Annotated in this window: 32 protein-coding genes and 1 pseudogene; 27 read left to right on the forward strand and 6 right to left on the reverse strand. The window is 42.1% G+C overall.

Annotation, left to right across the window (positions count from 1 at the left end):
* Nucleotides 1–25: 25 nt before the first annotated feature.
* Genes CPC19_RS00775 through CPC19_RS00785 form a run of 3 tightly spaced genes read right to left on the reverse strand, consistent with a single transcriptional unit; the run spans nucleotide 26 to nucleotide 2451 of the window.
* Entirely contained in the window at nucleotides 26–634 is a 609-nt protein-coding gene (locus CPC19_RS00775; protein ID WP_016390351.1) for a DsbA family protein, read from the reverse strand.
* A complete protein-coding gene (locus CPC19_RS00780) occupies nucleotides 627–1436 on the reverse strand; it encodes a cobalamin-binding protein (protein ID WP_016390350.1) in 810 nt (269 codons plus the stop codon). The genes CPC19_RS00775 and CPC19_RS00780 overlap by 8 nt, the downstream gene beginning before the upstream one ends.
* The gene (locus tag CPC19_RS00785; protein ID WP_016390349.1) at nucleotides 1429–2451 is read right to left on the reverse strand and encodes an integron integrase; all 1023 of its coding nucleotides are present in this window, start codon (nucleotides 2449–2451) and stop codon (nucleotides 1429–1431) included. Before CPC19_RS00785 ends, CPC19_RS00780 begins: the two co-directional genes overlap by 8 nt.
* Before the next feature lie 134 nt (nucleotides 2452–2585).
* Between CPC19_RS00785 and CPC19_RS00790 the strand changes: the two genes are divergently transcribed.
* The 3 genes from CPC19_RS00790 (at nucleotide 2586) to CPC19_RS00800 (ending at nucleotide 4701) form a co-directional block, all read left to right on the forward strand.
* On the forward strand, nucleotides 2586–3290 hold the full coding sequence (locus tag CPC19_RS00790; protein ID WP_016390348.1) for a zinc ribbon domain-containing protein: 705 nt from the start codon (nucleotides 2586–2588) through the stop codon (nucleotides 3288–3290).
* A 105-nt stretch (nucleotides 3291–3395) separates the two neighbouring features.
* Nucleotides 3396–4007, forward strand: coding sequence for a cation transporter (locus CPC19_RS00795; RefSeq protein WP_016390347.1), 612 nt, complete (start codon nucleotides 3396–3398; stop codon nucleotides 4005–4007).
* Nucleotides 4008–4161: 154 nt separating this feature from the next.
* The gene (locus tag CPC19_RS00800) at nucleotides 4162–4701 is read left to right on the forward strand and encodes a manganese efflux pump MntP family protein (RefSeq protein ID WP_016390346.1); all 540 of its coding nucleotides are present in this window, start codon (nucleotides 4162–4164) and stop codon (nucleotides 4699–4701) included.
* A gap of 101 nt (nucleotides 4702–4802) precedes the next feature.
* Here CPC19_RS00800 and CPC19_RS00805 read toward each other — a convergent pair whose 3' ends face one another.
* The gene (locus CPC19_RS00805) at nucleotides 4803–5255 is read right to left on the reverse strand and encodes a hypothetical protein (RefSeq protein ID WP_016390345.1); all 453 of its coding nucleotides are present in this window, start codon (nucleotides 5253–5255) and stop codon (nucleotides 4803–4805) included.
* Between the two features lie 532 nt (nucleotides 5256–5787).
* Between CPC19_RS00805 and CPC19_RS12065 the strand changes: the two are divergent.
* Together CPC19_RS12065 and CPC19_RS00815 are read left to right on the forward strand one after the other, a co-directional pair.
* A pseudogene (locus CPC19_RS12065) lies at nucleotides 5788–5928 on the forward strand (DapH/DapD/GlmU-related protein); the annotation flags it as partial.
* Nucleotides 5929–6036: 108 nt separating this feature from the next.
* A complete protein-coding gene (locus tag CPC19_RS00815; protein ID WP_016390343.1) occupies nucleotides 6037–6351 on the forward strand; it encodes a hypothetical protein in 315 nt (104 codons plus the stop codon).
* A 100-nt stretch (nucleotides 6352–6451) separates the two neighbouring features.
* Here CPC19_RS00815 and CPC19_RS00820 read toward each other — a convergent pair whose 3' ends face one another.
* Nucleotides 6452–6667: a hypothetical protein gene (locus tag CPC19_RS00820; protein WP_016390342.1), complete on the reverse strand. Its 216-nt coding sequence runs from the start codon at nucleotides 6665–6667 to the stop codon at nucleotides 6452–6454.
* Between the two features lie 248 nt (nucleotides 6668–6915).
* Here CPC19_RS00820 and CPC19_RS00825 point away from each other — a divergent pair, with 248 nt between their 5' ends.
* Together CPC19_RS00825 and sugE are read left to right on the forward strand one after the other, a co-directional pair.
* Nucleotides 6916–7779: a transposase gene (locus CPC19_RS00825; RefSeq protein WP_016390341.1), complete on the forward strand. Its 864-nt coding sequence runs from the start codon at nucleotides 6916–6918 to the stop codon at nucleotides 7777–7779.
* A 186-nt stretch (nucleotides 7780–7965) separates the two neighbouring features.
* Complete coding sequence (gene sugE / locus CPC19_RS00830; protein ID WP_016390340.1) at nucleotides 7966–8283, forward strand: quaternary ammonium compound efflux SMR transporter SugE; 318 nt, start codon at nucleotides 7966–7968, stop codon at nucleotides 8281–8283.
* A gap of 147 nt (nucleotides 8284–8430) precedes the next feature.
* On the opposite strand, the gene CPC19_RS00835 is transcribed toward sugE, so the two are convergent.
* Nucleotides 8431–9333: an HPP family protein gene (locus CPC19_RS00835; RefSeq protein ID WP_016390339.1), complete on the reverse strand. Its 903-nt coding sequence runs from the start codon at nucleotides 9331–9333 to the stop codon at nucleotides 8431–8433.
* Between the two features lie 672 nt (nucleotides 9334–10005).
* Between CPC19_RS00835 and rnk the strand changes: the two genes are divergently transcribed.
* The 20 genes from rnk to arsB all read left to right on the forward strand — a co-directional run bounded on the left by rnk (nucleotide 10006) and on the right by arsB (nucleotide 25710).
* Complete coding sequence (rnk, locus tag CPC19_RS00840; protein WP_016390338.1) at nucleotides 10006–10413, forward strand: nucleoside diphosphate kinase regulator; 408 nt, start codon at nucleotides 10006–10008, stop codon at nucleotides 10411–10413.
* A 117-nt stretch (nucleotides 10414–10530) separates the two neighbouring features.
* The gene (locus tag CPC19_RS00845) at nucleotides 10531–10971 is read left to right on the forward strand and encodes a PAS domain S-box protein (RefSeq protein ID WP_016390337.1); all 441 of its coding nucleotides are present in this window, start codon (nucleotides 10531–10533) and stop codon (nucleotides 10969–10971) included.
* 37 nt (nucleotides 10972–11008) lie between these two features.
* On the forward strand, nucleotides 11009–11536 hold the full coding sequence (locus CPC19_RS00850) for a GNAT family N-acetyltransferase (RefSeq protein WP_016390336.1): 528 nt from the start codon (nucleotides 11009–11011) through the stop codon (nucleotides 11534–11536).
* Between the two features lie 241 nt (nucleotides 11537–11777).
* Complete coding sequence (locus tag CPC19_RS00855; RefSeq protein ID WP_016390335.1) at nucleotides 11778–12278, forward strand: hypothetical protein; 501 nt, start codon at nucleotides 11778–11780, stop codon at nucleotides 12276–12278.
* 120 nt (nucleotides 12279–12398) lie between these two features.
* Nucleotides 12399–12956, forward strand: coding sequence for a PepSY domain-containing protein (locus CPC19_RS00860; RefSeq protein ID WP_035850690.1), 558 nt, complete (start codon nucleotides 12399–12401; stop codon nucleotides 12954–12956).
* 84 nt (nucleotides 12957–13040) lie between these two features.
* Nucleotides 13041–13700 carry an NADPH-dependent FMN reductase gene (locus tag CPC19_RS00865; RefSeq protein WP_016390333.1) on the forward strand — a complete coding sequence of 220 codons (660 nt, stop codon included), beginning with the start codon at nucleotides 13041–13043 and terminating at the stop codon, nucleotides 13698–13700.
* Nucleotides 13701–13998: 298 nt separating this feature from the next.
* The gene (locus CPC19_RS00870) at nucleotides 13999–14307 is read left to right on the forward strand and encodes a hypothetical protein (RefSeq protein ID WP_015004940.1); all 309 of its coding nucleotides are present in this window, start codon (nucleotides 13999–14001) and stop codon (nucleotides 14305–14307) included.
* A 90-nt stretch (nucleotides 14308–14397) separates the two neighbouring features.
* Nucleotides 14398–15108, forward strand: a complete 711-nt coding sequence (locus CPC19_RS00875; RefSeq protein ID WP_015004939.1) for an NYN domain-containing protein — start codon at nucleotides 14398–14400, stop codon at nucleotides 15106–15108.
* A 364-nt stretch (nucleotides 15109–15472) separates the two neighbouring features.
* Nucleotides 15473–17629, forward strand: coding sequence for a catalase/peroxidase HPI (katG, locus tag CPC19_RS00880; RefSeq protein ID WP_016390331.1), 2157 nt, complete (start codon nucleotides 15473–15475; stop codon nucleotides 17627–17629).
* Between the two features lie 77 nt (nucleotides 17630–17706).
* Complete coding sequence (locus tag CPC19_RS00885) at nucleotides 17707–17994, forward strand: encapsulin-associated ferritin-like protein (RefSeq protein WP_015004937.1); 288 nt, start codon at nucleotides 17707–17709, stop codon at nucleotides 17992–17994.
* A 318-nt stretch (nucleotides 17995–18312) separates the two neighbouring features.
* Nucleotides 18313–19242 (forward strand): sensor domain-containing diguanylate cyclase, encoded by a 930-nt coding sequence (locus CPC19_RS00890; protein WP_016390330.1) that lies wholly within the window; start codon nucleotides 18313–18315, stop codon nucleotides 19240–19242.
* Between the two features lie 46 nt (nucleotides 19243–19288).
* Nucleotides 19289–20002, forward strand: a complete 714-nt coding sequence (locus CPC19_RS00895) for a ZIP family metal transporter (protein ID WP_015004936.1) — start codon at nucleotides 19289–19291, stop codon at nucleotides 20000–20002.
* 234 nt (nucleotides 20003–20236) lie between these two features.
* Nucleotides 20237–20716, forward strand: coding sequence for a hypothetical protein (locus CPC19_RS00900; RefSeq protein WP_016390329.1), 480 nt, complete (start codon nucleotides 20237–20239; stop codon nucleotides 20714–20716).
* Nucleotides 20717–20787: 71 nt separating this feature from the next.
* On the forward strand, nucleotides 20788–21483 hold the full coding sequence (locus tag CPC19_RS00905; protein WP_016390328.1) for a type 1 glutamine amidotransferase: 696 nt from the start codon (nucleotides 20788–20790) through the stop codon (nucleotides 21481–21483).
* A 169-nt stretch (nucleotides 21484–21652) separates the two neighbouring features.
* Complete coding sequence (locus tag CPC19_RS00910) at nucleotides 21653–22267, forward strand: MarC family protein (protein WP_016390327.1); 615 nt, start codon at nucleotides 21653–21655, stop codon at nucleotides 22265–22267.
* A 57-nt stretch (nucleotides 22268–22324) separates the two neighbouring features.
* Entirely contained in the window at nucleotides 22325–22873 is a 549-nt protein-coding gene (locus CPC19_RS00915; protein WP_016390326.1) for a YoaK family protein, read from the forward strand.
* A gap of 75 nt (nucleotides 22874–22948) precedes the next feature.
* A complete protein-coding gene (locus CPC19_RS00920) occupies nucleotides 22949–23629 on the forward strand; it encodes a hypothetical protein (protein ID WP_016390325.1) in 681 nt (226 codons plus the stop codon).
* Between the two features lie 54 nt (nucleotides 23630–23683).
* Nucleotides 23684–24124, forward strand: coding sequence for a YqaA family protein (locus CPC19_RS00925; RefSeq protein WP_016390324.1), 441 nt, complete (start codon nucleotides 23684–23686; stop codon nucleotides 24122–24124).
* A 64-nt stretch (nucleotides 24125–24188) separates the two neighbouring features.
* Nucleotides 24189–24539 carry a DUF3147 family protein gene (locus CPC19_RS00930; protein ID WP_016390323.1) on the forward strand — a complete coding sequence of 117 codons (351 nt, stop codon included), beginning with the start codon at nucleotides 24189–24191 and terminating at the stop codon, nucleotides 24537–24539.
* Nucleotides 24540–24630: 91 nt separating this feature from the next.
* Complete coding sequence (gene arsB, locus CPC19_RS00935; RefSeq protein ID WP_016390322.1) at nucleotides 24631–25710, forward strand: ACR3 family arsenite efflux transporter; 1080 nt, start codon at nucleotides 24631–24633, stop codon at nucleotides 25708–25710.
* Nucleotides 25711–25803: the final 93 nt, after the last annotated feature.

Genomic DNA, 25803 nt, shown 5'->3' on the forward strand with positions numbered 1-25803 from the left:
CTTTTATTTATTCGGCTTTACCGTGTTAGCTTAACTGATTTAATAGTACCTGTGGGTCGTTATAGTCATAGCGTAACAACCGGGTCTGTTCGCCCTGCTGTAACACGATACTTGGAAAGCTACTGGCACCCATACTTCTAGCCAATTTTATTTCCATCAATAATTGCTGCTGAGTACTCGAGTGATTCAATAAGGCCGAAAACTCGCTTCCATCAAGCCCTATCTCGCCAGCACATTCAATTAACACCTCGTCATCGGCTGGGTTTTTAGCCTGTAGATAATACGCCTGCTGAATCGCCAATAGCATCGGCTTTTCTGCTGCTCTATCCAGCATTCTTGCAGCAATTAATGCACGGCATGATGGATACGTTGAGCGCCGTGGCTTACAAACAGTCCAAAAGTCGTGATTAAACTCGGTACCTGGAACATGCTGCTGAATGCGATACCAGCCCTCACTAATTTTCTCTTGCAAGTCGGTAGCCATTGGCTGGTCACTGTCTGGCGCAAGCCCTCCTAATAAATAACGTACCTCAATAGAGCTGGGCAAACTAGACTGTATTGCGGCCCATGTTTTATTAAATGCCCAACACCAACTACACATTGGGTCATGTACGTAATAAAGCACCTTATCCATATAGCATCACCCAGTTGTTAATAATAGTTTGTAGCTGACGCAAGCCATCGGTCAGCGCAGCTGGCCCCGGTTGTAAAATATCCACCGATTTAATCTCAAACAGTTGGTTCGTTTTTACCGCAGGAATAACATCCCAGCCCTCACGCTCAGCCACTCGCTCTGGTCGAAACTTTTTACCGCACCACGAACCAATAATAATATCCGGTGCACGGTCAATTACCGTCTTAGGGTCGGCAATAATTCTCTCTTTACCCCCCGCTTGTTTTGATAACTCGGGGAAACAATCCACACCCCCTGCTATTTCAGCCAGTTCAGACACCCATCTAATACCAGAAATTAATGGATCGTCCCATTCTTCAAAATAAATGCTCGGTTTTCTCTTAAAGCCACTGGCTTGCTCAACACATTCTTTAATATTTTGTTGGTATTGATTAACCAGCACCGCCGCTTTTTCAGGCTCACCAATCAACGCGCCTAAGGTATGCAGCATGGTAAAAATTTCAGCCACTGAACGCTGATTAAACACATGCACCTGCAAACCAGCCCTAACAAGTTCAGCTGCAATATCCGCCTGCATATCCGAAAAACCCAGCACCAAATCCGGCTTTAAAGCCAAAATTTTATCAATTTTAGCCGAGGTAAACGCCGACACCTTAGGCTTCTCCTTACGCGCAATCGCCGGGCGTACAGTAAAGCCCGAAATGCCCACAATGCGCTGTTGCTCACCCATTAAATACAAGGCTTCGGTGGTTTCTTCGGTTAGGCACACAATGCGTTGTGCGCCGGTGTTTTTTCTATTCATTCAATCCCTCTAAACGTTCTAAGGGGCTAATCACCCCATCCATGTTTTCTTGTAATACATGGGTGTAAATTTCAGTGGTTTTAACATCCTTATGGCCCAATAATTTTTGCACCACACGAATATTTGTACCGGCTTCCAACAAATGTGTCGCAAACGAATGCCGTAAGGTATGACTCGTTACTCTTTTATTGATATTGGCTTTTTGCTTTGCCTCACGAATAGATTTTTGAATACCCGACTCATTAAGGTGATGACGCCTTATTTCACCATCTCGCGGGTCGACTGATAAATTCTTAGATGGGAATACATATTGCCACTCCCAACTTGAAGCTGCCTTAGGGTATTTTTTAGCCAGCGCACCCGGTAAGTAAACATTCGCTTCACCCGCTGCAAGATCTTTCTCAAAGAATGCCCTGGCTTTTTCTAGCTGTAACTTTAAATCCGTTACAACCGTAGCCGCCAAAGGTGTTTTTCTCTCATTACCACCCTTGCTATCTCTAATCATAAGATAGCCATTAGCAAAATCAATATCTTGTACCCGTAAGCGCGACACCTCCAATACCCTTAAGCCGCCACCATACATTAAACGAGCCATCAAACCCCTCACTCCCCGCATATGTTTTAAAAGCTCAACCACCTCACCTTTACTCAAAACAACAGGAATTCGCACTGGTTTTTTGGATCGTGCCGCCGAAATATTCTCCGCCACAGGCATATCAAGAACCTTTTTATACAAAAAAACAATCGCATTCATTGCAAGATTCTGAGAAGAGGCCGAATAGTTCTTATTCAGTGCCATATCTGACAAAAATGCCTCAATGTCAGCCTTACCCAATTCGTTAGGGTGCCTTTTATTATTAAAACGGATAAAAGCTAAGATCCATTTGATATACGACTCTTCAGTACGCAAGGCATAATGATGATACCGAAGAACTTCTCGAACCTGATCCATTAAACGTTTGGATTGTGGTCGAAAAATTGACTTATTCTCTGAAGGGCTATTGAAATTGGACATAACGTAAATTACCTCCTGTTTTTTCTTGATTATCGCATTACAGGGAATTATATTCCTTATAAGTAAAGAAATTACAGGGAGTTTTTATTCCCCTTAATAACTAGTTATGTGTCAAACGAACTAAGGAGAACGAAATGGCATTGGTGAAATGCAAAGAATGCGGAGAAGAGGTAAGCACTAAGGCAAAGACTTGCCCAAAGTGCGGGGCAAAAGCGCCGAAGAAAACATCTTTATTTACTTGGTTCGTCTTAGCATTCATCATTTTTGTTGTATACGCAGCCAACCAAACACCATCCACGCCTAGCAAGCCTAAGGCTTCAACGGCATCAAGCAGCCCACAGAAATCTGAAATTACAAAAAAGGTTGAGCCCCCGAAGCCTTCGTGGGTTACATCAACTTCAAAGGATGAAATGACGGGAAAATTTTCAGCCTACGCGCACTCCCCGACTGTCTATCCCTCAAAAAAAATGGAATTCCCATACCATGATGTAAATAGCTGGATGGGCGTTGGCTGCGATGCAAAAAGTGAGTGGGTTTATTTCGGCTTTAGTAGCGCTCCGAATTTAGCAAACGATGAAACCGAAGATGGTTACAACCTGATTCGCACCCGTATTAGGTGGAACGATACTGTCGAGAACGTATCACTGACCCAAGACTGGGGGGCTAAGTTCATACACTTCCGCAATGACTCTGCTGCGATAACAAAAATAGCTGCATCTAGCACAGCATTGCTTGAGCTTCAGTGGCACGGGCAGCAGCCGACGTATTTCAACTATTCTCTTAACGGCTCATCAAAAGCGATTTCAGAGATTAGGGCAAAATGTGCTGCCAACAAATAAATACACATAACAAGGCCATTAAATTCGCTCCCTACGGTCGCCGGACGCTCGCAAGCTCGCGCCGTTTATGGCGGCGTTAGGCGCCTTACTGAAGTAGGAGGAAATATGTCAGATTGTGGTTGTGGGGCAGAACAAGCGGAGAGTCTGGAAAAGAAAACTCTCATCATTCTGTTATCTATCAATGCATTTATGTTTGTTACTGAATTAACGCTGGGCTGGTTGGCGCAATCTACCGGGCTTATCGCTGACTCGCTAGATATGCTAGCTGATGCTACTGTCTATGGTCTGTCACTATATGCAGTTGGGAAAGGAGTCGTGAAGCAAGCAAAGGCGGCTAGAGTGAGCGGTTACCTACAAATAATTTTGGGGCTTGGCGTTTTATTCGAAGTGATCAGGCGTATGTTTTTTGGCAGTGAACCTCAAAGCACTCTTATCATTGTTGTCGGTGCGGTTGCCCTCCTGGCAAACATCATTTGTTTAATTCTCATTTCCAAGCACAAAGATAGCGGCGTACACATGCGCGCTTCGTGGATATTTTCAACAAATGATGTCATTGCCAACTTGGGGGTAATTATATCTGGTGTTCTTGTTGCCATCGTTGGCAGTCGCTATCCCGACCTAATTGTGGGAACAATAATATCAATCGTGGTGATTCGTGGCGGTATAAAAATACTACAAGATGCGGACCAAACTCAGAAATCTGGAAATCGCGCCTAACAAAGCGCTGCAGAGGGACGGCCAACGCTATGCACCTTTGTGCTGGTCGCTGCGCTCCCATTTTCGCACAAAGGTGCATAGCATTGTCCGCCCCTGAGCGCGGCGTTATGTTTCGTCAGCAATAAACACCCGAGTATATTTGTGAGATATTTTAATGATTGAAGTCTTAATTTTGGCAGTAGCACTGAGCATGGACGCATTTGCGGTTTCTATAGGGCTTGGATCAAAGCGTGTCAAGAAGACAAAGTCGCTAGCTATAATTGCTGCAATATATTTCGGGTTATTCCAAGCGCTAATGCCATTTATAGGCTACTTTGGTGGAAAAGGTGTGCTCGGCTGGGTTGAGAATTATGCACATTGGATTGCATTCTTCCTTCTTATAACAGTTGGAGGAAAAATGATTTATGAAGCCATTAGCGAGGGTGTTGAAGAAGATATTGCACAAATCACTCATAAAGTGATGCTTATTTTAGCTATTGCTACGAGTATAGATGCAATGGCTGCTGGGTTTACATTAAATCTACTCGAAGTCAACCCGATAGTTGCTTGCGGAATCATTGGTGTTACGACATTTATATTCAGCTTGGTTGGTGTGTTTATTGGTGCTAGAAGTGGGACATGGCTAGAAAGCAAGGCAGAGCTTTTGGGCGGTATAATACTCATTATAATTGGGTTGAAATTTCTGGTATTTTGAGACTCTGCAGTGAAGCCAAAAACACATAACAATCGCAGTCACAGCGACGGCTTTTTCGTTGCGGCTTCGCCTCCACTACAAAGCCGCGCGTGCTGCGGGCGTTATGCATGTGTATCAATTTTTGGAGAGCCTCCCATAATCTCAAATTTTTCTAAAAATGAGAGTGCAGATAGATTATTTTCATTTGAAAGTCCTTTGGATTTATTAAATTCTATATTTCCCCGTATCGCATCAAACATATTAAATTTTTCGTTCATAATAGGGTCTGACTCGGTGGGGTTCCGAAACGTACCGTTTCCAGTGGGAATTAACACCACGCTATGTGAAAAGAATACGGAGGAGAGGTCCGCGTCCCCAGATTTCATAAGTGCATTTGCCATTGCGCGGGCTTCGTTCCGAGACATGTTGGTTGGGTCAATAGTTTGAGCCAAATCTCTTAATGGGGTTGTTTTCTGTGGCTCAACAGCCTTCTCTGTCTTGCTAGGCTGCAAATTGTTGCCGCCTTTATTTACTTGTGTTGCCGCAGTTACATACGAAGAGTTATTAATTTGCATGTTTATCCCCTAGCCAAAATTATTATTCATTAATGAAGCAGGATTTATGCCAAATTAATAGCGAGAGCTTGGATGAAAAGCATAACAAGGCAATTAAACATCGTGCAACAAAAACACGTTGCACTGGACTCGCTATCGCTCGCCGTTTATTGCGGCGTTATGCATCAAAAACAAGGACAAACGCATGAGAGAATTGTTTTTTTTAACACTTGCCAACAACCTTCCCCGGTTGAAGATATTTGACAGAGTTCGATTTGTTGTTTATCGCATGGCGGGTCTATCAATAAAGGGTAAGTGCACAATCTGGGGGCCTCTTACTATTAGACCAATAGGAGGCTGCAAGAACATAGAAATTGGTAAGGGCTCGTTCATAAACACTGAAATTAGGTTTGGCGTACCCAAAGATAAGGTAATAATTGGAGCAAATGTTCAAATCGGTCCACGTGTAATGTTTGAGACCGTTAATCACGGCTTAAGGTACATTCCAGGAAAAGGAAGAGGAGGGTGGACAAAACCAATAATTGTTGAAGATGAGGTTTGGATTGGCGGTGGGTCCATTATTACCCAAGGTGTAACTGTAGGGCGCGGTGCGGTTGTTGCAGCTGGCGCGGTAGTTACCAAGGATGTCGAACCAAATACAATTGTTGGCGGAGTTCCTGCCAAATTTATACGAAATATCGAGAGTGATGCAGATGCATAACAAGGCGCTGCACTCGGACGGCAATTACGCTGCGCTCCATTGCCGCCGGTGAGCTTGGTCGTTAGTAGTAAAGGAGTACCCATGCAGTATGTCGAAATAGAATTAACTCAAGGGAATATAAATAACGATCATTTATATCTGTCATCTATCACCGAGTTTTTCCCAAGTGATTCTTTCGGTGGTTCCAATTCACAAGACATTGCTCCTGTTTTACTTGAGGTACATTTTGGTATCAATAAACCTGTAATTACTGATATTGCAGGAGACAAAAACATCTTTCGTAAGCGTTCTTGGGTTAAAGAGTTTTTTAAAACTCATAATATGACTGCCGGTGATAAAGTCATTATCGAAAGCACAGGAAGACATCGTTATCATGTATACCCTAAACGTAGTTAATTTACTGCTAACAAGTCATTAAAGCAGGACAAATAACAGTTGGCTTTTGCTCCTGCGTCGCTTATTTTAGCCAACATATTATTTGCCTCTTAACGAGGCGTTATGCTTCGGGCAGTTTGTAGTTTCCATCATTTCGCGGCCACAAGAAAATAGCATCCTTCGGAGGAATCCACCCTCTAGCCTTTGACCCTACAGGGTGAGCTATACAGTCTGATCGATTAACACCGTAAAGTTTTGGCAGTTGCCAAGCGCTTATATAGTGCCTATCACCATCTTTGGCTACTACCCCACCTCCGCTTAATACATAAATAGGCATAACAAGTATCTCCAGTTGACAAATAACCGTTCCGGCTTTGTCATTAAATTTAAAGTTTTCAGTAGCGGTTATTTGCTACTGAGAATCGGGCGTTATGTGTCTTAGGGAGGTCAGGTGATTGAAGTCGTATCTAAAGAAAACCTCAATGAGGTGTTGCCTTTAATCAGGCAATACCAAGAGTTTTACAAAGTAGCTGGAACAAAGGGTCAGGTCTTGCAATCATGCATTTGTGTTGATAGGGTCTGTTTATGGCTAGACCAATAAGAATTGAATATGCGGGTGCACTTTATCATGTGACCTCTCGTGGTGATCGACGTGAAGATATTTTCGTTGACGATGAAGATAGGTTGATTTGGTTAGAGGTTTTTTCTCAGGTTTGTCATCGGTTTAATTGGCGATGCCATGCATGGTGTTTGATGGATAACCACTACCATATTGTTATTGAAACAATTGAGGGGAATTTGTCACAAGGGATGCGCCAACTGAATGGAGTATTTACCCAAAAGTCTAATCGAAGACATGGGCGTGTTGGTCATGTTTTTCAGGGGCGATTTAAGGCTCTTCTTGTTCAAAAAGATGCTTACTTACTTGAATTATCACGTTATGTTGTACTAAACCCAATTAGAGCAGGAATGGTAACGGATTTGTCGGACTGGAAATGGAGTAGTTATCCGGCGATGATCGGTGTTGTTTCTAGTTCAAATTGGTTGGAAACGGACTGGATATTAAACAATTTTGGTCATTCTAGAAAAACTGCCATCAATAATTATGGAAATTTTGTCCGTGAGGGCGTTGGCCTGTCGCCAATATGGGCTGCTTTGAAGCGACAAGTTTTTTTAGGTGATGAGGCATTTGTTGATAAGGCGCTAACACGAATTGAAGGCATTGCTGGAGAAGGTGACCTTAGAGAAGTTCCAAGAGTACAGCGTAGGGCGCAAGCTAAACCTTTAAACTGGTATATGAAAAATCATTCCTCACGTGACGAGGGAATAGTTAGTGCATATGTCAGTGGTGATTATTTAATGAAAGACATTGCTGATGTGTTTAATGTGCATTATTCAACGGTTAGTCGAGCCATTAAAAAAGCGGAGATGCGTAATTGCAAGACCTGACCCTGTTTCCACGCTCAATAGGTTTTAGTTTTTATAGGCGATGCTAACAATCGTGTGCATTCAACACAAAACCACTGGCTGCATTTTACTTTGTTGTTGAGCTAGGTATTATAAACCCTGAAGTGAGGACGACCTCACCTCTCAATTCCGTTAGGGGACGGCCCCAAAGCTAATTGAGGAGTATTTATGAACTGGGTCATTTTATTTTTAGCGGGTCTTTTGGAGGTTGGCTGGGCCATTGGATTAAAATACACAGATGGCTTTACAAAGCTATGGCCTACTGTCGGCACAGTGTTTTCGCTAATTGCCAGTTTTCTATTACTGGGGTTGGCTCTAAAAAGCTTACCCGTTGGTACAGCCTATCCGATATGGGTAGGTATTGGTGCGGTAGGTACAGCGCTTCTAGGCATTTTTTTGTTTGCTGAATCCACTGATGTTCTTAAGCTATTCAGCTTAGCTCTAATTTGTGTTGGTATTGTGGGTCTTAAATTGGCCCACGGCTAGCCACAGCGCTACTCTTGAATAATAATTCGCTGCGCTCCCAACTTACCGCTAAGTGCGCCGTTATAGCGTTATAGCGTTATAGCGTTATAGCGTTATAGCGTTATAGCGTTATAGCGTTGAAAATTTTGCTCACTGTTGTTGAGTGAATCAACGCTTCGGTTGCATTTGCTCCCTAGCCCATGTTGAAAACTCATGTAATGTGCAACTTTCTGACGAACCTTTCCCTTCACCGTCTACCACTCGATATACGATGAGATAGAGGGATGGGTCTTGATGTTCTCGCCAATCGATCACTTGACGTACAGACCATTTCCTACCTGGCTTACCATTTGTATAAAATGCGCCCGGCTCTAGTACAAAGTCAGCCAATAACTCTTCGTGGTAAATAGCATCGGCTAAATCGACAATGTGTTTAATTTGTTCATCTCTGGCATCAACAACTATTTCAGAGCGTTTTATTGCTTCATGGATATGTTGCATTTTGATACGACGAGTATCTGGGTGGTAACCTACCCGTTGGTAGCGCATCAAACTTTGTGGGTACCTTCGCCAGCTGAAAAAATTATTAAAAAGCATGGCCACAGTAAACAATACGCAACAGTTAATAAGCGTTGGAGTAACGACATACCAGTAACCTAATTCATGTATGCTTGGGCCACCTATTACCGCTGCTAAGGCCGTTGCTCCGCCCGGGGGGTGTAAGCTTCTCGTAACATGCATAACTAAAATAGATAAAGCCACGGCTATGGAAGCTGCTAGCATAATGGAGTCGATAAACATCCAACACGTTACCCCCACAACAGCAGATAATAAATTGCCTACCAGAAAAGCCCACGGGGTAGACAGTTGGCCGTGTGGCACGGCGAAAAGCAATACCGTTGAAGCACCCATTGATGGCAAAATCGCCGCCGTGCCAGTTGCTCCGGTATAAAAGCTTGTAATATAAAAACAGCAAGATATCGCTAGAACCCCGCCGAATGTGGCAACCACCTTTTCAGAAGAAACCACGCCATTCTGAAGCCCAAGAAAACGAATTGGCGTCTGAAACATTTTTTTCTCACTCTACTATTAAAAACGCTTGGACTTATCGGCTAGATTCCACCCAAACAAGATAATTTTGGAGCGGGATAATAGCATTCTGTTTACACTGCCTACAACAAAGCACAACATCAAAAAATTTCTCACGGCTCTACAAATTTGCCGCTGAGTAAAATACTAGAGTATTAATGCCTTGCCACCCAACCAATAAACCTAAGGCTATAAACCGCAGCCGCCCAAAGCTCAAAGATGAAATTTAAAGTTTATGTGCACTTTTGTAGCGAATTAGCCTAAGCAAAATAAGCTTTATTAATAATTTAACGTTGTTTGAGTATGATTACAGAAAAGTTACAGTCGCCAATCTTTAGTTTTCTATGCCCCTTTAAGTTCATTTTCACATACGCCTAACCCACAGCTTAGTCGTTCTAACATTAGGCATAACGACCTTAGGTTTTTCACCATATAGTTTGTGGCTCTTTGCTGAAACTGATATGGGTTTTTGTTGGTACGTTAGCCGCCCCAATCTTAGTGTGCTAAATTACCCGAACCCTTAACAAAAAATCAATCCACCCGAAAAATGCGGCGGTTTATTTAAAGCGTTAGGCATACATGTAATACCTAGTTGACCATCATCTTGGGTATTACACAAAACCATCTGAATAATTAATTAAGGACAGAGTAAAAATGAGACCTGAAATAACTATTTCTTCACTAGACTCGGAAAGGCTATACGATCTAATTGATTCGTTGCCCAAAGGCAGTGTTGCAGGCATTAATGAATTAGAAGAAGAGCTCGAACGTGCGATAACTGTTGAGCCAAAAGAAGTTCCAGCAAATATTGTAACAATGAACTCTACGGTAAAGTTCTTCATTGAATCTACAAAAAAAGAATTTGAGTTAACGTTGGTGTATCCAAAAAACATGGACCCAAGCGGCAAAACAATTTCAATTCTAGCGCCTGTAGGGAGTGCTTTACTTGGGCTTTCTATCGGAGATGAAATTGAGTGGCCAAAACCAGGGGGTGGCAACCTGAAGGTTAAAATCACAGAAATAACTTTTCAACCAGAGCGATCTGGCGAGTATCAACTGTAAATGTATAAACGCCCTAACCAGCCGATTGCATCGGCTGGTTAGGGCACTATGTCTCACCCAATTACATAAAATAGCTTGGCTATCCCAAACTCGAAACCTGATGGGGAGGGTAATACAATGAATGACATCGCTAATGCAGACCTATTGATCGAACAAAACCCAGATGCGATGATTTTCGCTGATTTAAAGGGAATAATAGGCGTTTGGAATCAAGCCGCTGTACGGATTTTCGGGTTTTCAAAGGATGAAGCGCTTGGAGCAAGCCTTGACATCATCATTCCTGAGTCTTTGCGAGCGGCACATTGGCAAGGCTATGATCGCGCCTTGCAAGAAGGTAAAACAAAGTACACTGGACAATCACTACCTACTAAAGCAGTTCGAGCCGATGGCTCTAGCATTTACGTTGAATTGGGTTTTTCCATCGTCGTTGACCCTAATGGCTTGGTGTTAGGGTCACTAGCCAATGCCCGCGAGATCACCGCTAGGTATAAGCAAGAACGAGCAAACCAGAAAAGGATGCAAGAACTGGAAACGTTAGCTGGTAAGAAAGGCGCATAACAATACCAGGCTCTATTCTTCTTGCAGCTTTCTTGTGATGACTCGCTTCACAGGGCAACTAAAGACGGGTGTTAAGCTCTGGGAGAAACCGATTAAAATTAGAAAGGTTAAAGATAAAGATATTCAGGCAATTAGCACCATTTGCATGGATTCATTTTTAAGGTCAGTCGCTGAGACGCTTCCTGATGAAGATGAAGGCATTTCAACGTTTTCGACAATTGCTGCCAGCGAGTCTTTCCTTAATAGAATGACAGAAGATAACTTGATCCTCGTTGCCGAGATTCACGAGGAAATTAAGGGCATCATCGAATTAAAGGAAGGCCGTCATATTGCGATGTTATTTATTGACCATGAATACCAAAAGAAAGGTATTGGTAGAAAGTTAATTTTATCTGCTCTTGCTCACGCTAGCGGCTCCACTGTTACCGTAAGCGCTTCTTTACCCTCTGTTCCAGCGTATAAAAAATTTGGGTTTAAATGTAGGGGCGATATAGGCAAGTCTGCAGGCTTGATTTATCAACCGATGGAAATAAAGATTAACCCGCCAAGCTGTCGCCTCGACTAATGATGACATCAGCAAGCTGCCCCACCCATAGGAAAAACCCTATAGGTAGACACGCTTCTAATTTTATAATAAATCTAGTCAAGGTGCACCTCAATACATGCCGCCTGCGAAACGATCAAGTGGAGCGGCAATGATCCATTTACTTTAGTTGGTGCATCAAGTTTGGCTTAGCTTCACAATGGCAGAAAACAGAAAAATATATCTGCACTCTTTACACTCAACACTAGGAGCAAACATTATTATGAAATTTAAATTTTTCAACGCTTTAGCAGTCACTTTTTTAGTCAGCACCAACGCACTCGCTCTGGATGCCAAATTTGCTGACGCATCATGGGATGGCGTTAAAGTGCCTACAGGGCAGCAATGCCAGAAGTTTGGCGGTATTAACCCGGCGACACCTAAACTAATTATTAGCGAAATCCCCGCAGAATCTAATGCGCTCGTTTTAGAATACAGTGATCGTAATTACGAGTTAATGGATAACGGTGGACATGGGGTAATGAAATACACGATTGAGACAGGAAAAAGTCAGGTCGAAGTACCCTCTGTTTTAGGCCATACATTCGATATTCCTAAGGAGTTCACATTAATTGAAGCGCATCGTAGCCCAAAGTGGGACAAGGCAGGCGCTTATATGCCGCCATGCTCTGGAGGCAAGAATAATGAGTACTACGTAACCATCAAAGCAGTTAAAGATGACAAAGTGACTGCGACAACCGTTTTGGAAATGGGTAAATACTAAGAAGTTGTTAATTAGCATCTTATTGATTAAAACAACAAATATAAACCGCCAGCGTAATAAGCTGGCGGTTTATGCTAGCAATTAGACTAAAATTTGAATTTGATGCAGTAGAGGAAAATAATGAATAGAATGCACTTGATGAAGCTTCACGCGTTGCTAGCGGCCTTTATTTTGCCAGTTGCCGCCATGTTTATAGTTACCGGAGCGTTATATACTTGGAGCATAAAAGGCAGCTACACAAACGATGTTTATGAAATACAGCTGAGCAAACCCATCCCGTCAGATATCAATGAGCTAACCAACCTTGCTCAATTAGAACTCGACAAGCTGCATACCCATTACCCCGAGGGCAACCCAAGACTCAAAATTTATGGCAACCATTTTCTCCTCGAATGGACGGGCTCCTCTAAAGACGTGATTTTAGAACCAACGAATAATGAACTACTTGCAAAACTCACTGTTAAAAACACTACTTGGTACAGAAATTTAGTTCAGCTCCATAAGGCTAAAGGAGGCACCGCATTTAAAGTTTATGCTGTTATATTTGCTATTTCCATTGCTGCTTTACTGATTTCCGGCTTCATTATGGCCTGGCAAACTCCTCAACTTAAACGTGTTACTTTATTAACATCAATGATCGGCTTATTTTCTTTTATGCTTGCTGTATATTTAAGCTAAACAGCCTAACAAACGATGCAAGCAGCCCCTGTTTAACCAAACGTTATACTCCATAGCTAGCATCAGGTAGAGATAGAGGTAGATATGAAATTCTTAATTTTCTTGGGCACAGTCCGCGATAGCACTCCACCAACACCTGCGCGTTTGGGTGCACGGGTAGCTGAAGCCATTTTAGCCTGCCTGAAAAGTCGATATGACAAGCATGAAATAGAATTGATCGACGCTTTAGATTATTCGCTTGATACTGTCTTTAAGCCTCATTTTGCTTATCCAGAAAACAAGGCACCTGATGAGCTTAATAATTTAGCGGCAAAAATCGAGAGTGCCGACGGTTTTATTATGGTTAGCCCCGAGTATAACCATTCAATGAGTCCCGCACTTGCCAACCTGTTAAATCACTTTGGCAGCTCTTTATTTTCCTACAAGCCAAGTGCGATTGCTACCTATTCCGCAGGCCAATGGGGCGGTATGCGTGCAGCCATTGGAATGCGTACGTATTTGTCAGAACTGGGCTGTTTGCCTGTTTCCGCAATGATACATGTGCCAAAAGCACAAGAGGTTTTCAGCGAGAGTGGCGCTGCGCAGGCAGAGGTAGATGAAGACTCATGGTTCGACTATTTCGACCGAACCATCAAGCAATTGGTTTGGTGGGCCGAAGCCGCAAGGGAACAACGTGCCTACATTGACCCTCATCATTTAATCACTGATTTCAAAACAAAACCTTCACAGCGAAACGCTCCTTGACGTGATAGGCTCGATTCGTATTTGGCTTCGCTCTCCGTAAAACCTAAAGCAACACTACAAATGGTTTGCTAAATACTACCTTCAAGGCTATGCAGTTTTTTTTATTTGAGCCACCTCGTCTGCTTGAGGTTTGTTGGCATAGCTAATGCCTTCATCCATTATCAAGCAGGCATTAAAAAGGCCCAATTTTTTCGACGATAAAATTGAGTTTACCAATACGTCAAAAGCTCCTGAACTTAAGAGAAAAGGTATACCCTAAAACCCTAACGCACAACAATACATTAGCCTCAAGACCCTTATGAAAAACTGGTTCAAAAAAAACCTTGGTGATGCCATGTTGGCCTATGATCAACTAGAGTTAATCAACCAACACCTATTGTTAGCGTATACTCAGGCTGGCAAACCAAAAGAAATGGCTGCCTTTATTCGACATGAATCGGAAGGTCGCCTGCATTGCGACGTGAACATTTATTTCTCCCCAGTGTCTGCACACGTAGCTAAAGAGCTTGCTGCAGAACCATGCGAAAAACCCTCAGCAAACAGCCTAAGTTTGTTTGCCGGTTCTCAAGATTCTTGGCCAATACTGTTTCCCGAGCATACACGCTAATGACAAGCGATTGCTACACGACGCTAACTAAGCCAAACAAACTTTATTGGCAGTACTAGCTATTAAAAAACTATTAACAAGGTAAAAAGAATGGATGATTCAAAACAAAAAATTGCTCTTTTTATAGATGCTGATAATGCGCCCGCTAGCAAGTTTGAAGATGTGCTTAGTGAGGTTGCTAAATACGGCGTAGTCACCATAAGAAAAGCATATGGTAACTGGAAAAAAACCTCTATAAAGGCATGGGAGGACCTTTTACATGAATATGCTATTCAGCCAGTTCAACAATATGATTTATCGAAAGGAAAAAACGCGTCTGATATAGCCTTGGTTATTGATGCAATGGATGTCATGTATACGAAAGATATAGATGTTATGTGCTTTGTATCATCTGATTGCGACTTTACACCAATGGTTACTCGTGCCCTAGCAGAAGGCAAAGTGGTATTAGGATTTGGTGAGCGAAAAACACCCTCTCCTTTCGTTAACGCGTGCTCTAAGTTTTTATTTTTAGATCAAAAACCTGATAACAACGATACCGCACAAACAAAAACAAAGACTATTAAGTCTGACACCAAGTTAATAAATTTACTTCGGCAGGCCATTGAGGCCACTGAAGAAGATAATGGATGGGCGGCCCTTGGCCCCGTCGGCGCACATATTTCTAATAAAACATCATTCGATTCAAGAAACTACGGTTATAAAAACCTCAGCAGCCTTCTTAAAGCCATCGATTTGTTTCAACTCAAACGAGGGCCGGGCAATTCATATTTAGTAAAAGACCTACGAAAGAAAAAATAAATATAACAATCGGCTAAAAACAATAACGCCCTTGTGTTATTGCCCTGCAAAATTATGACTAAACGCGCACAGGATGACAAAAAAAATAGTATCTTTACTGTTGAAAAAATAATTAAAGGTCTATGCTGGTAAATATATGACTGAAAATTCTTGTAAAACGAAGGGGAGAAAACCGTATCTTGTAAATTAAAGCTTATGCAAGACATTGGGTTATGCAGGAATCTATTTAATTAATGCGTCAAATAGATAAAAGCTATCGTGATCATATAATCAATCGACTATACATATAGATGGATTTATTAGATGCTTGTTCACGCCACCTCCTAAGGTGGTAACGACTAACCAATAACTTGAGGAATACTTTATGTCAGAAAATAAATGTCCCGTCATGCACGGTGGTGCAACAGAGGTCAGCACATCAAATATGAAATGGTGGCCTAATGCCCTTAATCTGGACATATTGCATCAACATGACAGCAAAACAAACCCGTTAGACGAGAGTTTCGATTATGCTCACGAAGTAAAAACTCTTGACTTCGCTGCACTTAAACAAGACATGCTAGCGTTAATGACCGATAGCCAAGAATGGTGGCCGGCCGACTGGGGGCATTATGGTGGATTGATGATCCGCATGTCATGGCACGCAGCTGGTACATATAGAATAGCTGATGGTCGTGGTGGTGCTGGCACCGGTAATCAACGTTTTGCACCGATCAACTCTTGGCCAGATAACGTTAATTTAGATAAAGCGCGGCGTCTGCTTTGGCCCATCAAAAAGAAATACGGTAACAAATTAAGCTGGGCGGATTTAATCACTTACGCTGGCACTATTGCTTATGAATCGATGGGCCTAAAAACCTTTGGTTTCGCCTTTGGCCGTGAAGATATCTGGCATCCAGAAAAAGATACCTATTGGGGGTCAGAAAAAGAGTGGCTTGCTCCTAGTGACAACGAAAATAGCCGATATTCAGGTGAGCGAGATTTAGAAAACCCATTAGCCGCAGTTATGATGGGCTTAATCTATGTTAATCCTGAAGGTGTCGATGGCAAACCTGACCCGTTAAAAACTGCACACGATGTACGTGTTACTTTTGAGCGGATGGCAATGAATGACGAGGAAACAGTTGCCCTAACAGCCGGTGGTCACACGGTTGGCAAAACTCACGGTAACGGTAATGCAGCCTTGTTGGGCGCGGAACCTGAAGCCGCTGATGTAGACGAGCAAGGTTTAGGCTGGAACAACAAAACAACACGCGGTATTGGTCGTGATACGGTCACAAGTGGTATCGAAGGGGCTTGGACAACCAAACCAACTGAGTGGGACAACGGTTACTTTTCATTGCTTCTAAAATACGACTGGGAATTGAAAAAAAGCCCAGCCGGTGCATGGCAATGGGAACCGATTGACATTGACGAAGCAGATAAACCTGTTGATGTTGAAGACCCCTCTATTCGACTAAACCCTATTATGACTGATGCCGATATGGCCATGAAAATGGACCCTGAGTATCGCAAAATATCTGAGCGCTTCTACAACGACCCTGCTTACTTTTCCGAGGTCTTTGCTCGTGCTTGGTTTAAGCTAACACACCGTGACATGGGGCCAAAAGCACGCTATATCGGCCCTGAAGTGCCACAAGAAGACTTAATTTGGCAAGACCCTGTTCCTGTTGGTAACAGCAACTACGATGTTGAGGCTGTTAAAGCAAAAATTTCAGATAGCGGCCTAAGTATCAGCGAAATGGTGGCAACAGCATGGGACAGTGCGCGTACTTTCCGCCAATCGGACAAACGTGGCGGTGCCAATGGTGCGCGGATTTGCCTTGCTTCACAAAAAAACTGGGAAGGCAACGAGCCACAGCGGCTTAATAAAGTACTGTCTGTGCTTGAGCCAATTGCTAGCGAAACCGGTGCGAGTATTGCTGACCTAATCGTATTGGCGGGTAATGTGGGTGTTGAACAGGCTGCCAGTGCCGCCGGTGTAGAGGCTTCTGTTCCTTTTACGCCAGGCAGAGGAGACGCAACCGATGAGATGACTGACGCCGATTCATTTGCCGACCTTGAACCTATTCATGACGGTTATCGTAATTGGTTGAAACAAGATTATGCTGTTTCCGCTGAGGAATTGATGCTCGATCGCACTCAATTGATGGGGCTTACCGCACCAGAAATGACCGTGCTATTAGGCGGCATGCGCGTGATGGGCACCAACTACGGCAATAGCCAACATGGTGTGTTTACAGACCGCGTCGGCGCCCTTAGTAACGACTTTTTCGTGAATTTAACGGATATGCGTTATACCTGGAAACCAGCGGGTAAAAATCTGTATGAAATACAGGAACGTAAGTCTGGCGAGGTAAAGTGGACAGCAACACGCGTTGATTTGGTGTTTGGTTCTAACTCAATTCTGCGTGCTTACGCTGAAGTCTATGCGCAAGATGATAACCAGAAAAAGTTTGTTGCTGATTTCATCAAGGCCTGGGTTAAAGTAATGAATGCAGATCGCTTCGATCTAGCGTGATATTTATATTGCGGCTCCACGTTAAACCCCTTAACGGGGAGCCGTATAAACTAAGGAAATAAAAAAGGATTAAAAATATGTCAAATGAAGGCTATCACGAACCTATTAGTGAAATTACAGATGAAACAAGAGATATGCATAGAGCCATCACCTCCCTTATGGAAGAACTTGAGGCGGTAGATTGGTATAACCAACGAGTTGATGCATGCAAAGATGAAGAGTTAAAAGCCATTCTTGCTCACAACCGAGATGAAGAGAAAGAGCATGCTGCCATGGTTCTTGAATGGATTAGAAGAAAAGACCCAAGAATGGATAAAGAACTAAAAGATTACTTATTTACCGACAAACCCATCGCACATAAATAGGCAACGCCTAACTGGATGATTTAACTTGGACGGCGCAAAAATGCGCCGTCTGTTAATTTAAACAGCGTGTTGATTAAGGAATGATCGAACATGAATAATGAAGAGTATCACCTACATAACTACGCACACTACTTAGAGGCATGATCATGCAATCACGCAAAGGTTTTGCCATCATTATAAGCCTCATTTTTTCAGGGACACTCGTTGGTGCGCTACCTGGGCACTATTTCGGGAAACATAGCAACAAAAAAGCATAACAAGGCAGCTACATGACATGCCTTATTTGGTTTTCATCTTATAAAAAAATAGGGGTAACAGATGATTGAATCCTATGATTTCCTAAAATCTGTTCTCGATACCATTACAGAACATATTGTGGTGATAGATAGTCAAGGCGACATCTTATTTGTAAATAAGAGTTGGAGCTCATTTGGGCAAAACAATGCCTGTTTGATAGATGAAAGATGGAGCGGCGTTAATTATTTAAGCGAATGCGATAAAGCAGCGGCTATGGGCGATGACTTTGGCGTCAAAGCTGCCAGCGGAATTAGATCGGTTATAGCAGCCGATAAAAAAGAGTTTTACTTTGAATACCCATGCCATAGCCCTAATGAAGAACGCTGGTTTATGATGCGCGTGACCCCCTTCACTGTAGAGGGTGATCACTGTTTTGTCATTTCACACCAAAATATTACCGAACGAAAACTGGCCGAAGAAGAGGTTCTCAATTTATCGCGTATTGAGGGCTTAACGAATATTCCAAACCGCCGATACTTTAATGAATTTCTAGATAGTGAATGGAAGCGATGCCGCCGACTCGGGATGCCCATCTCACTGGCCATCGTTGATCTTGACCATTTTAAATTACTAAATGACACTTACGGACATCAGGCCGGCGATAGCTGTTTAAAATCAATCGGCCAAGTCCTAAAAAGCTTTGCCACAAGGCCAAGTGATCTATGTGCTCGGTATGGTGGTGAAGAGTTTGCGATAGTGTATGGAAACACTAGTTTAGATAAAGCACAGGTTTTGCTTAGTAAATTACTTGATGAGATTCTTTCTTTAAATATTCCTAATAAAAAAGCACCAACGCTTCCTATCTTAACTGCCAGCATAGGATTATCAACAATGCACCCAAACAAGGAAAATAACGAGAACGATCTCATTAAAGAAGCGGATGAACTTCTTTACTCTGCAAAGAACAATGGTAGAAACCAAGTTTCTTTTAAGCACATTGCACGTCCATAATCAGCTGTTTAGAAAACAGTGCAATAAAGATTCGCTCTTTTGGTGAATGGATTCTTTACTGACTGTTATTACCTCAACTTTATTCGCTGGGCTAGCGATGGCCTTAGGCGCTGCTATTGCCTGCTTTGAAAAAATTGCAAACAAATGGTTAGAAGAAGAGCTCAGGCACAGTGTGATCGCTTTTGGAGCAGGCGCATTATTATCCGCAGTTGCTTTTGTTTTAGTCCCCGAAAGTATAGAGGTACTGCCCCCTTTGTCTGCCTGCCTTTGCTTGCTAATGGGCGGGTTCAGTTTTTTATTTCTTGATATTTATCTTAAAAAAACCAACACTTCAGCAAGTCAATTAGCCGCTATGCTGTCTGATTTTATTCCTGAATCCATAGCGTTAGGAGCAGCCTTTGCAACGGGCAGTAGCAACGCCCTGTTACTGGCTGGCTTAATCGCTTTACAAAATATGCCAGAAGGCTTTAATGCCTATCGCGAATTAAACGCCACAGCTATTTATAAGCCTTATAAAATTATCATTACCTTTGCTGTGATGGCCTTGCTTGGCCCGATTGCTGGAGTGAGCGGTTATCTTTGGTTGTCTGACGAAATAATTATTATCGCTGGTATTATGCTTTTTGCTTCTGGGGGCATTCTTTATTCAATATTTCAAGACTTGGCGCCACAAGTGACTTTAGAAAAACATTGGGCACCACCCATGGGAGCCGTTTTGGGCTTTATGTTTGGTATGTTAGGCTTAATGATAACGACATAAACCATGAAGTTACTCTGTAAAAATCGCACCTTGCTGTGTTTATCTAAACGGAGCCTTTTTGCACAATCTGACCATTCGATTTAAAGCAATATAAGCATTATTAAAATGCTAACAATATTTAAATAGTAACTACACTGCGGTATAAATGGGGGCCAACTCACCAATAAATTAATCTGACCAAGCAACATAGCACAGTCACTAAGCGCGGTCGTTAAATGTCATAGGAAGTTTTAAATGAAAAAAGACATCAGCCATATCATGCGTTTTCTTGTTGCAAAACTCTTTACTTTTATATTTTTTGGGATGGCTTTAGCTATCATTTTTTCGCTCGCGCAAACAATTATTCAAGGCATTCTTGCAGGCAAAGATATTATGCAAATATTTTTGAGCGGAGTTAATACAGGGATTATCGCTTTAGCTGTTTTTGAACTCGCCTTGGTCATTAATAAAGAGTATTCCGGCGAAGAAGAACATGAAGATGCTGTTGAAAGTTTACGTAGAACCATTCCAAGATTTATTGGAACGGTTTGTATTGCGCTGTCTTTAGAGGCGTTGATTATGGTGATTAAATATAGCCAGTTAGAACTGGCTGGTAATTTATATTACCCCGTAGCGATTATTACAAGCACCGCTTTATTACTCGCTTCGCTGGGTGTTTTCTTACACTTAACTCGCAAAAATAATGGAACATCAGCCGTTCATGCAGATGGATAAGCTCAACGCCCCTTCGCCGTGTTTTTTTCACCCTTATTTAAAGACCTTGGCATAAAAAGGTAAGGAACACCATGCGAGCACATTACTTACAGCACGTTCCATTTGAGGGTTTGGGCAGTATTGCGCCTTGGCTTCAACAGGCGGGTTACAACATATCCAGCACACAGCTTTATAATTCTGAGGCATTACCCGACTTAACAGATATTGACTTTCTTATTGTGATGGGCGGGCCAATGAGTGCAAACGACCATCAACAATACCCTTGGTTAGAAGCGGAACAACAATTTATACAAAAAGCCGTTAAATCAGACCTTCCTGTTCTTGGTATCTGTTTAGGCGCACAACTTATTGCCAGCGCCATGGGCGCCAAAGTTTATCCACAGCCAAAAAAAGAAATTGGGTGGTTTCCAGTAAAGGCCATACAACCAAAGCTAAGCACCGTTTTCCAATTTCCCGATGACATTAATGCATTTCACTGGCATGGCGAAACCTTTACGCTACCTAAAGGTGCCATTCACATTGCAAAAAGTGAAGCTTGCGAAAACCAAGCTTTTCAAATTGGCACTAAGACCATCGGTTTGCAATTTCACCTAGAAACTACGCTTCAATCTGCACAAGCTCTTGTCGATAACTGTGGTGATGAGCTTGTAGAAGCTAAATACATTCAAACGGAGGATACAATTTTATCCGCACCTGAAGAACGGTTTCTTTCAATCAACCGCTTAATGGGCTGTGTGCTTAACTATTTACACACAAACCATGCTTAACCATTGTATGCTTTAACTTAACCGCACCACTATGCCGTTTGATTTCCACTAAAATTGCATTTAGTACGCCTAGTGCTTCCATGTTAAATTCATTGCTTTCAAGCACATCAACTCAAACAAAAAGATACGACGGCTATTTAAAATATGATGACAATTAAACCGAGTACAAATGATAGATAAATTACTGCACGACTTTTTAATTATTTGGGCGACAATCGACCCTATAGGCACAATGGCGCTTTTTGCTGCACTAACCGCAAAGCTTTCTAGCAAGGAACGGATAAAAACGGCCTACAAAACCATTGTCTATACCGTGCTAATTTTAGTCGGCGCCATTTTGGTCGGCCAAGTCTTACTTAGCGCAATGGGAATTAGCCTTATTTCATTTCAGGTTTCTGGCGGGGTCATTCTATTTTTATTTGGTTTACAGATGGTTTTTTCAAATAACACGCCCGAAAAAACAGGTGAACCTATGCACGACATATCTGTGTTTCCGCTGGCGATTCCTGCCACCGCCTCACCCGGGGCAATTCTGGCGGTTATCCTAATAACGGACAATAATATATACACCGTTCAAGAACAGATGATGACTACAGCAACGGTGCTTGTTGTTTTGGTAATTACGCTGCTTCTACTTCTTTTTTCAGGCGGGATCATCAGAATAATTGGCCACGGCGGCGCCTCTCTTTTAACACGAATCATGGGCATGATATTAGCCGCTTTATCGGTTGAGTTTATTATGGAGGCCATCGGAGTCGCAAATTGGGTACAGACAATGTCATGATAGTTTCGCTCGCCTTATGCCATTGATTGAGCCACTAACTACACAGGACTTTGAGGGTTGATTTCAACGTTACCAAAATGGGTTGAAGTTGGTGCCTTCATTCTGGCACTAGTAGCAGGCTTTGTTAATGCAGTCGGATTACTTAGTTTTGAGCATCAATCAGTCTCGCACTTGTCAGGTACCGCTACCTTATTAGGTACCGGCTTTTTAACATTGCCCTTTCAACATACCCTTCATTTACTGGGTATTTTATTGTCATTTCTATTTGGCTCGTCGATAGCTGGGTTTTTATTACATGGTTCAACGCTAAAGCTTGGAAAGCATTACGATACTGCATTATTTTTAGAATCTGCCTTGTTACTAGTAACCCTATTGCTGCTAACTAAAGGCTCATTTTATGGCCATTTTTTTGCTTCGATGGCTTGCGGTTTACAAAATGCATTAGCAACAACCTATAGTGGAGCGATCATTATCGGCTTTATATTGGGTGGTACCTTAGGCTCATTACTATTCTTAAAATACCATTTCATGGCATTATTGTTTCCAGCGAGTATCTGCCTGTTAATTTCTTTGGTTTATCGTTTATATTCTAAACAACACCATTAATATTAATAACCACCTGTCTATTTCTTGCTACACGCAAACCCTGCCAAAATAAGTTCGATACAAAAAGGAATCATAATGCAGCTCTCTGAAGTCATCCCATGGGGAAGGTCGTTAAGCGAATACAGGGGCATGTTTTCGTTATCAAAATCTGATCTTAAAAAAAGCATTGTTGGCTGTGGAGATGGCCCAGCCAGCTTTAATGCCGAATTATCACGCACCAATGATCAGGTTGTGTCTGTAGACCCTATCTATCAATTTACTGCCGAGCAAATACGCTCAAGAATTGATACGGTTTACCCGCAGGTTATGGAGCAGGTTGCCAACAATACAATTGATTATGTGTGGAAAGACATCGCAAACGTTGAGGCCATGGGTAAGACTAGAATGGGTGCCATGCAAATATTCTTAAACGACTATGAGCACGGTAAAAAATCCGGCCGTTATGTAAATTCTGCACTACCCATGTTGCCTTTTAAAGATCATGCGTTTGAGCTGGCCTTATGTTCGCATTATTTATTTTTATACAGTGAGCATGTCGATCGAGCGCAGCACCTTCTATCGATGAAGGAGCTTTGTCGTATAGCCACCGAGGTTCGGGTTTATCCATTACTTTCATTAGGCGATAATCAAGTTTCACCACATTTAAAACCAGTAATGACTGCTTTAAAAGAATCTGGTTTTGAGGTTTCTCTTAGTGCCGTGCCGTATGAGTTTCAAAAAGGCGCTAGCGAAATGCTGGTAGTTAAACATGTCTAACAAAGAAACCTTTACCATGACTAAAGCGGTCACTTAACTCGACCGTTAAGCCTCATGGACTATTTTTCAGAACTCGGACATCTTGGCCTTTTCATTGCTGCATTTTTAGCCGCCACAGTTTTACCGTTAAGCTCAGAAATTGTTTTAAATGCTTTATTACTGAGCGGTTTATCACCCACTACGCTAGTTATCACTGCGACAATAGGCAATGTGCTCGGATCACTGACAAACTATGCCCTAGGCTACTGGGCTAGCTTGCTTGTAATAAAAAAATGGTTACGAATGTCGGAAGCTGATTTTGTTCGAGCAGAACAGCGTTTTACTAAATACGGTTTGTTTTCCTTATGTTTTGCATGGGTTCCAATCATTGGCGACCCGTTAACCGTTATTGCCGGTGTTTTAAGGGTTCACTTACTCTGGTTTCTTATATTGGTTACGGCAGGTAAACTCCTGCGTTATATCGCCGTTAGTTATATGTTATTACAAGTAAATTGAGCTGATACAATGCTTAACAATCGATTCAATCAAGCGTTATAAAGGCAAAATAAAGGTACCTTAAGTGATCTACTACATAACAAAAATTGTTATCACAACAGTTCTTATTGTAGCTGTCTCAGAGCTAGCAAAGCGAAGCTCTTTAATGGGCGCTTTACTGGCATCTATGCCTCTCATTTCGGTACTAGCAATGATTTGGCTATACATTGACACAAAAGATGTGGATAAGGTCAGCGCATTATCAAGCAGTGTTTTTTGGCTTATTTTGCCATCTTTTGTTTTATTTATAACCCTCCCCTTTTTGTTAAGGTATGGCTTACATTTTTACACCAGCCTCAGCCTTTCTATTGCGCTTACAATTGGCAGTTATTGGCTTATGATGGTGGCTCTAAACCATTATGGCGTTAAGTTATAAATGACCATAAGGGTTGTTAGCTAGGCTCGGCGTGCGAACTCCTCACCATTTAGCTCGCCATTAGACTCACGATATGAATCAGGAGATAACTGTGACTGATGTAACAGAGAAAAAACTATCCATTTTTGAACGTTATTTAAGTCTCTGGGTCGCTCTTTGCATTGGCGGTGGCATATTCTTAGGTAAAGCTGCGCCAGGCGTTGCAACGGTACTTAATGACTTTTCTATTTACCAAGTCTCCATCCCCATTGCTGTGTGCTTGTTTTTTATGATGTACCCCATCATGGTTAAAATAGATTTTGCTCAGGTGCTTAAGTCTGCAAAAACACCAAAACCCGTTTTATTAACCCTATTTATAAACTGGGCTATTAAACCGTTCACGATGTTTGCCATTTCCTATTTCTTTTTAGGCTACTTATTTAGAGATTTTTTACCGGGTACAGAAGTCCTCGTAAATGGTGAGGAGGTGGAGTTATGGCGAAGTTATATCGCTGGGACGATTTTACTGGGGATTGCACCATGTACTGCCATGGTTTTAATGTGGAGCCACTTAGCCAAAGGAAACGGCGGCTTAACATTAGTGATGGTCGCTATCAATTCACTCATGATGCTTTTCCTTTATGGGCCATTAGGCACGGTACTACTGAATGTAAACGCAATGCCAGTCCCTTGGGAAACGATGCTTTTTTCTGTTTCTATCTATGTCGCCTTGCCATTGATCAGTGGTTATTTTTCAAGGCAATTAATCATCAAACATAAGGGCATGGATTGGTTTAATGAAAAGTTTTTACATTGGCTGACACCGGTGAGCATCTTAGCGTTGTTAATGACCCTTGTTTTGCTGTTTTCATTCAAAGGCGAGGTTATTGTTTCAAACCCTTTAACTATTTTATGGATAGCCATCCCCTTATTAGTACAGACGGTATTCATATTTACGTTAGGTTATTTTGTCTTGTCTCGATTGTTTAAACTCTCTTATCAAGATGCGGCACCGGTATCACTGATTGGTGCCTCTAACCACTTTGAAGTGGCGATTGCTACCGCAGTTATACTGTTTGGTCTTTCATCTGGAGCAGCCTTAGCCACTGTTGTGGGTGTTTTAATTGAAGTGCCTTTAATGTTAATGTTAGTTGCCTTATGCAAAAGAACGTCTTATTTATTTCAACGTTAAACGGTAATAACCGAATAACAAGTTGATAAGTAACACCTGTTATAATCGCCTATTAATAAAACTTGCCTCAAACTAATCATTGAACTCATCTTC

Source organism: Cycloclasticus sp. PY97N (genome assembly GCF_002443175.1).
In the GTDB taxonomy this organism is placed as follows: domain Bacteria; phylum Pseudomonadota; class Gammaproteobacteria; order Methylococcales; family Cycloclasticaceae; genus Cycloclasticus; species Cycloclasticus pugetii.

Excerpts from the sequence above, each read along its gene's own strand:
- CPC19_RS00900 (WP_016390329.1), top strand. The coding sequence starts at position 20,237 with ATGAAAAAAGACATCAGCCATATCATGCGTTTTCTTGTTGCAAAACTC.
- CPC19_RS00815 (WP_016390343.1), top strand. The coding sequence starts at position 6,037 with ATGCAGTATGTCGAAATAGAATTAACTCAAGGGAATATAAATAACGAT.
- CPC19_RS00885 (WP_015004937.1), top strand. The coding sequence starts at position 17,707 with ATGTCAAATGAAGGCTATCACGAACCTATTAGTGAAATTACAGATGAA.
- CPC19_RS00910 (WP_016390327.1), top strand. The coding sequence starts at position 21,653 with ATGATAGATAAATTACTGCACGACTTTTTAATTATTTGGGCGACAATC.
- CPC19_RS00890 (WP_016390330.1), top strand. The coding sequence starts at position 18,313 with ATGATTGAATCCTATGATTTCCTAAAATCTGTTCTCGATACCATTACA.
- CPC19_RS00825 (WP_016390341.1), top strand. The coding sequence starts at position 6,916 with ATGGCTAGACCAATAAGAATTGAATATGCGGGTGCACTTTATCATGTG.
- CPC19_RS00800 (WP_016390346.1), top strand. The coding sequence starts at position 4,162 with ATGATTGAAGTCTTAATTTTGGCAGTAGCACTGAGCATGGACGCATTT.
- CPC19_RS00790 (WP_016390348.1), top strand. The coding sequence starts at position 2,586 with ATGGCATTGGTGAAATGCAAAGAATGCGGAGAAGAGGTAAGCACTAAG.
- CPC19_RS00820 (WP_016390342.1), bottom strand. The coding sequence starts at position 6,667 with ATGCCTATTTATGTATTAAGCGGAGGTGGGGTAGTAGCCAAAGATGGT.
- CPC19_RS00775 (WP_016390351.1), bottom strand. The coding sequence starts at position 634 with ATGGATAAGGTGCTTTATTACGTACATGACCCAATGTGTAGTTGGTGT.
- CPC19_RS00905 (WP_016390328.1), top strand. The coding sequence starts at position 20,788 with ATGCGAGCACATTACTTACAGCACGTTCCATTTGAGGGTTTGGGCAGT.
- CPC19_RS00835 (WP_016390339.1), bottom strand. The coding sequence starts at position 9,333 with ATGTTTCAGACGCCAATTCGTTTTCTTGGGCTTCAGAATGGCGTGGTT.
- CPC19_RS00920 (WP_016390325.1), top strand. The coding sequence starts at position 22,949 with ATGCAGCTCTCTGAAGTCATCCCATGGGGAAGGTCGTTAAGCGAATAC.
- CPC19_RS00865 (WP_016390333.1), top strand. The coding sequence starts at position 13,041 with ATGAAATTCTTAATTTTCTTGGGCACAGTCCGCGATAGCACTCCACCA.
- CPC19_RS00925 (WP_016390324.1), top strand. The coding sequence starts at position 23,684 with ATGGACTATTTTTCAGAACTCGGACATCTTGGCCTTTTCATTGCTGCA.
- CPC19_RS00860 (WP_035850690.1), top strand. The coding sequence starts at position 12,399 with ATGAATAGAATGCACTTGATGAAGCTTCACGCGTTGCTAGCGGCCTTT.
- CPC19_RS00805 (WP_016390345.1), bottom strand. The coding sequence starts at position 5,255 with ATGCAAATTAATAACTCTTCGTATGTAACTGCGGCAACACAAGTAAAT.
- CPC19_RS00870 (WP_015004940.1), top strand. The coding sequence starts at position 13,999 with ATGAAAAACTGGTTCAAAAAAAACCTTGGTGATGCCATGTTGGCCTAT.
- CPC19_RS00845 (WP_016390337.1), top strand. The coding sequence starts at position 10,531 with ATGAATGACATCGCTAATGCAGACCTATTGATCGAACAAAACCCAGAT.
- CPC19_RS00875 (WP_015004939.1), top strand. The coding sequence starts at position 14,398 with ATGGATGATTCAAAACAAAAAATTGCTCTTTTTATAGATGCTGATAAT.
- CPC19_RS00780 (WP_016390350.1), bottom strand. The coding sequence starts at position 1,436 with ATGAATAGAAAAAACACCGGCGCACAACGCATTGTGTGCCTAACCGAA.
- CPC19_RS00855 (WP_016390335.1), top strand. The coding sequence starts at position 11,778 with ATGAAATTTAAATTTTTCAACGCTTTAGCAGTCACTTTTTTAGTCAGC.
- CPC19_RS00850 (WP_016390336.1), top strand. The coding sequence starts at position 11,009 with ATGACTCGCTTCACAGGGCAACTAAAGACGGGTGTTAAGCTCTGGGAG.
- CPC19_RS00785 (WP_016390349.1), bottom strand. The coding sequence starts at position 2,451 with ATGTCCAATTTCAATAGCCCTTCAGAGAATAAGTCAATTTTTCGACCA.
- katG (WP_016390331.1), top strand. The coding sequence starts at position 15,473 with ATGTCAGAAAATAAATGTCCCGTCATGCACGGTGGTGCAACAGAGGTC.
- rnk (WP_016390338.1), top strand. The coding sequence starts at position 10,006 with ATGAGACCTGAAATAACTATTTCTTCACTAGACTCGGAAAGGCTATAC.
- CPC19_RS00795 (WP_016390347.1), top strand. The coding sequence starts at position 3,396 with ATGTCAGATTGTGGTTGTGGGGCAGAACAAGCGGAGAGTCTGGAAAAG.
- CPC19_RS00895 (WP_015004936.1), top strand. The coding sequence starts at position 19,289 with ATGGATTCTTTACTGACTGTTATTACCTCAACTTTATTCGCTGGGCTA.
- sugE (WP_016390340.1), top strand. The coding sequence starts at position 7,966 with ATGAACTGGGTCATTTTATTTTTAGCGGGTCTTTTGGAGGTTGGCTGG.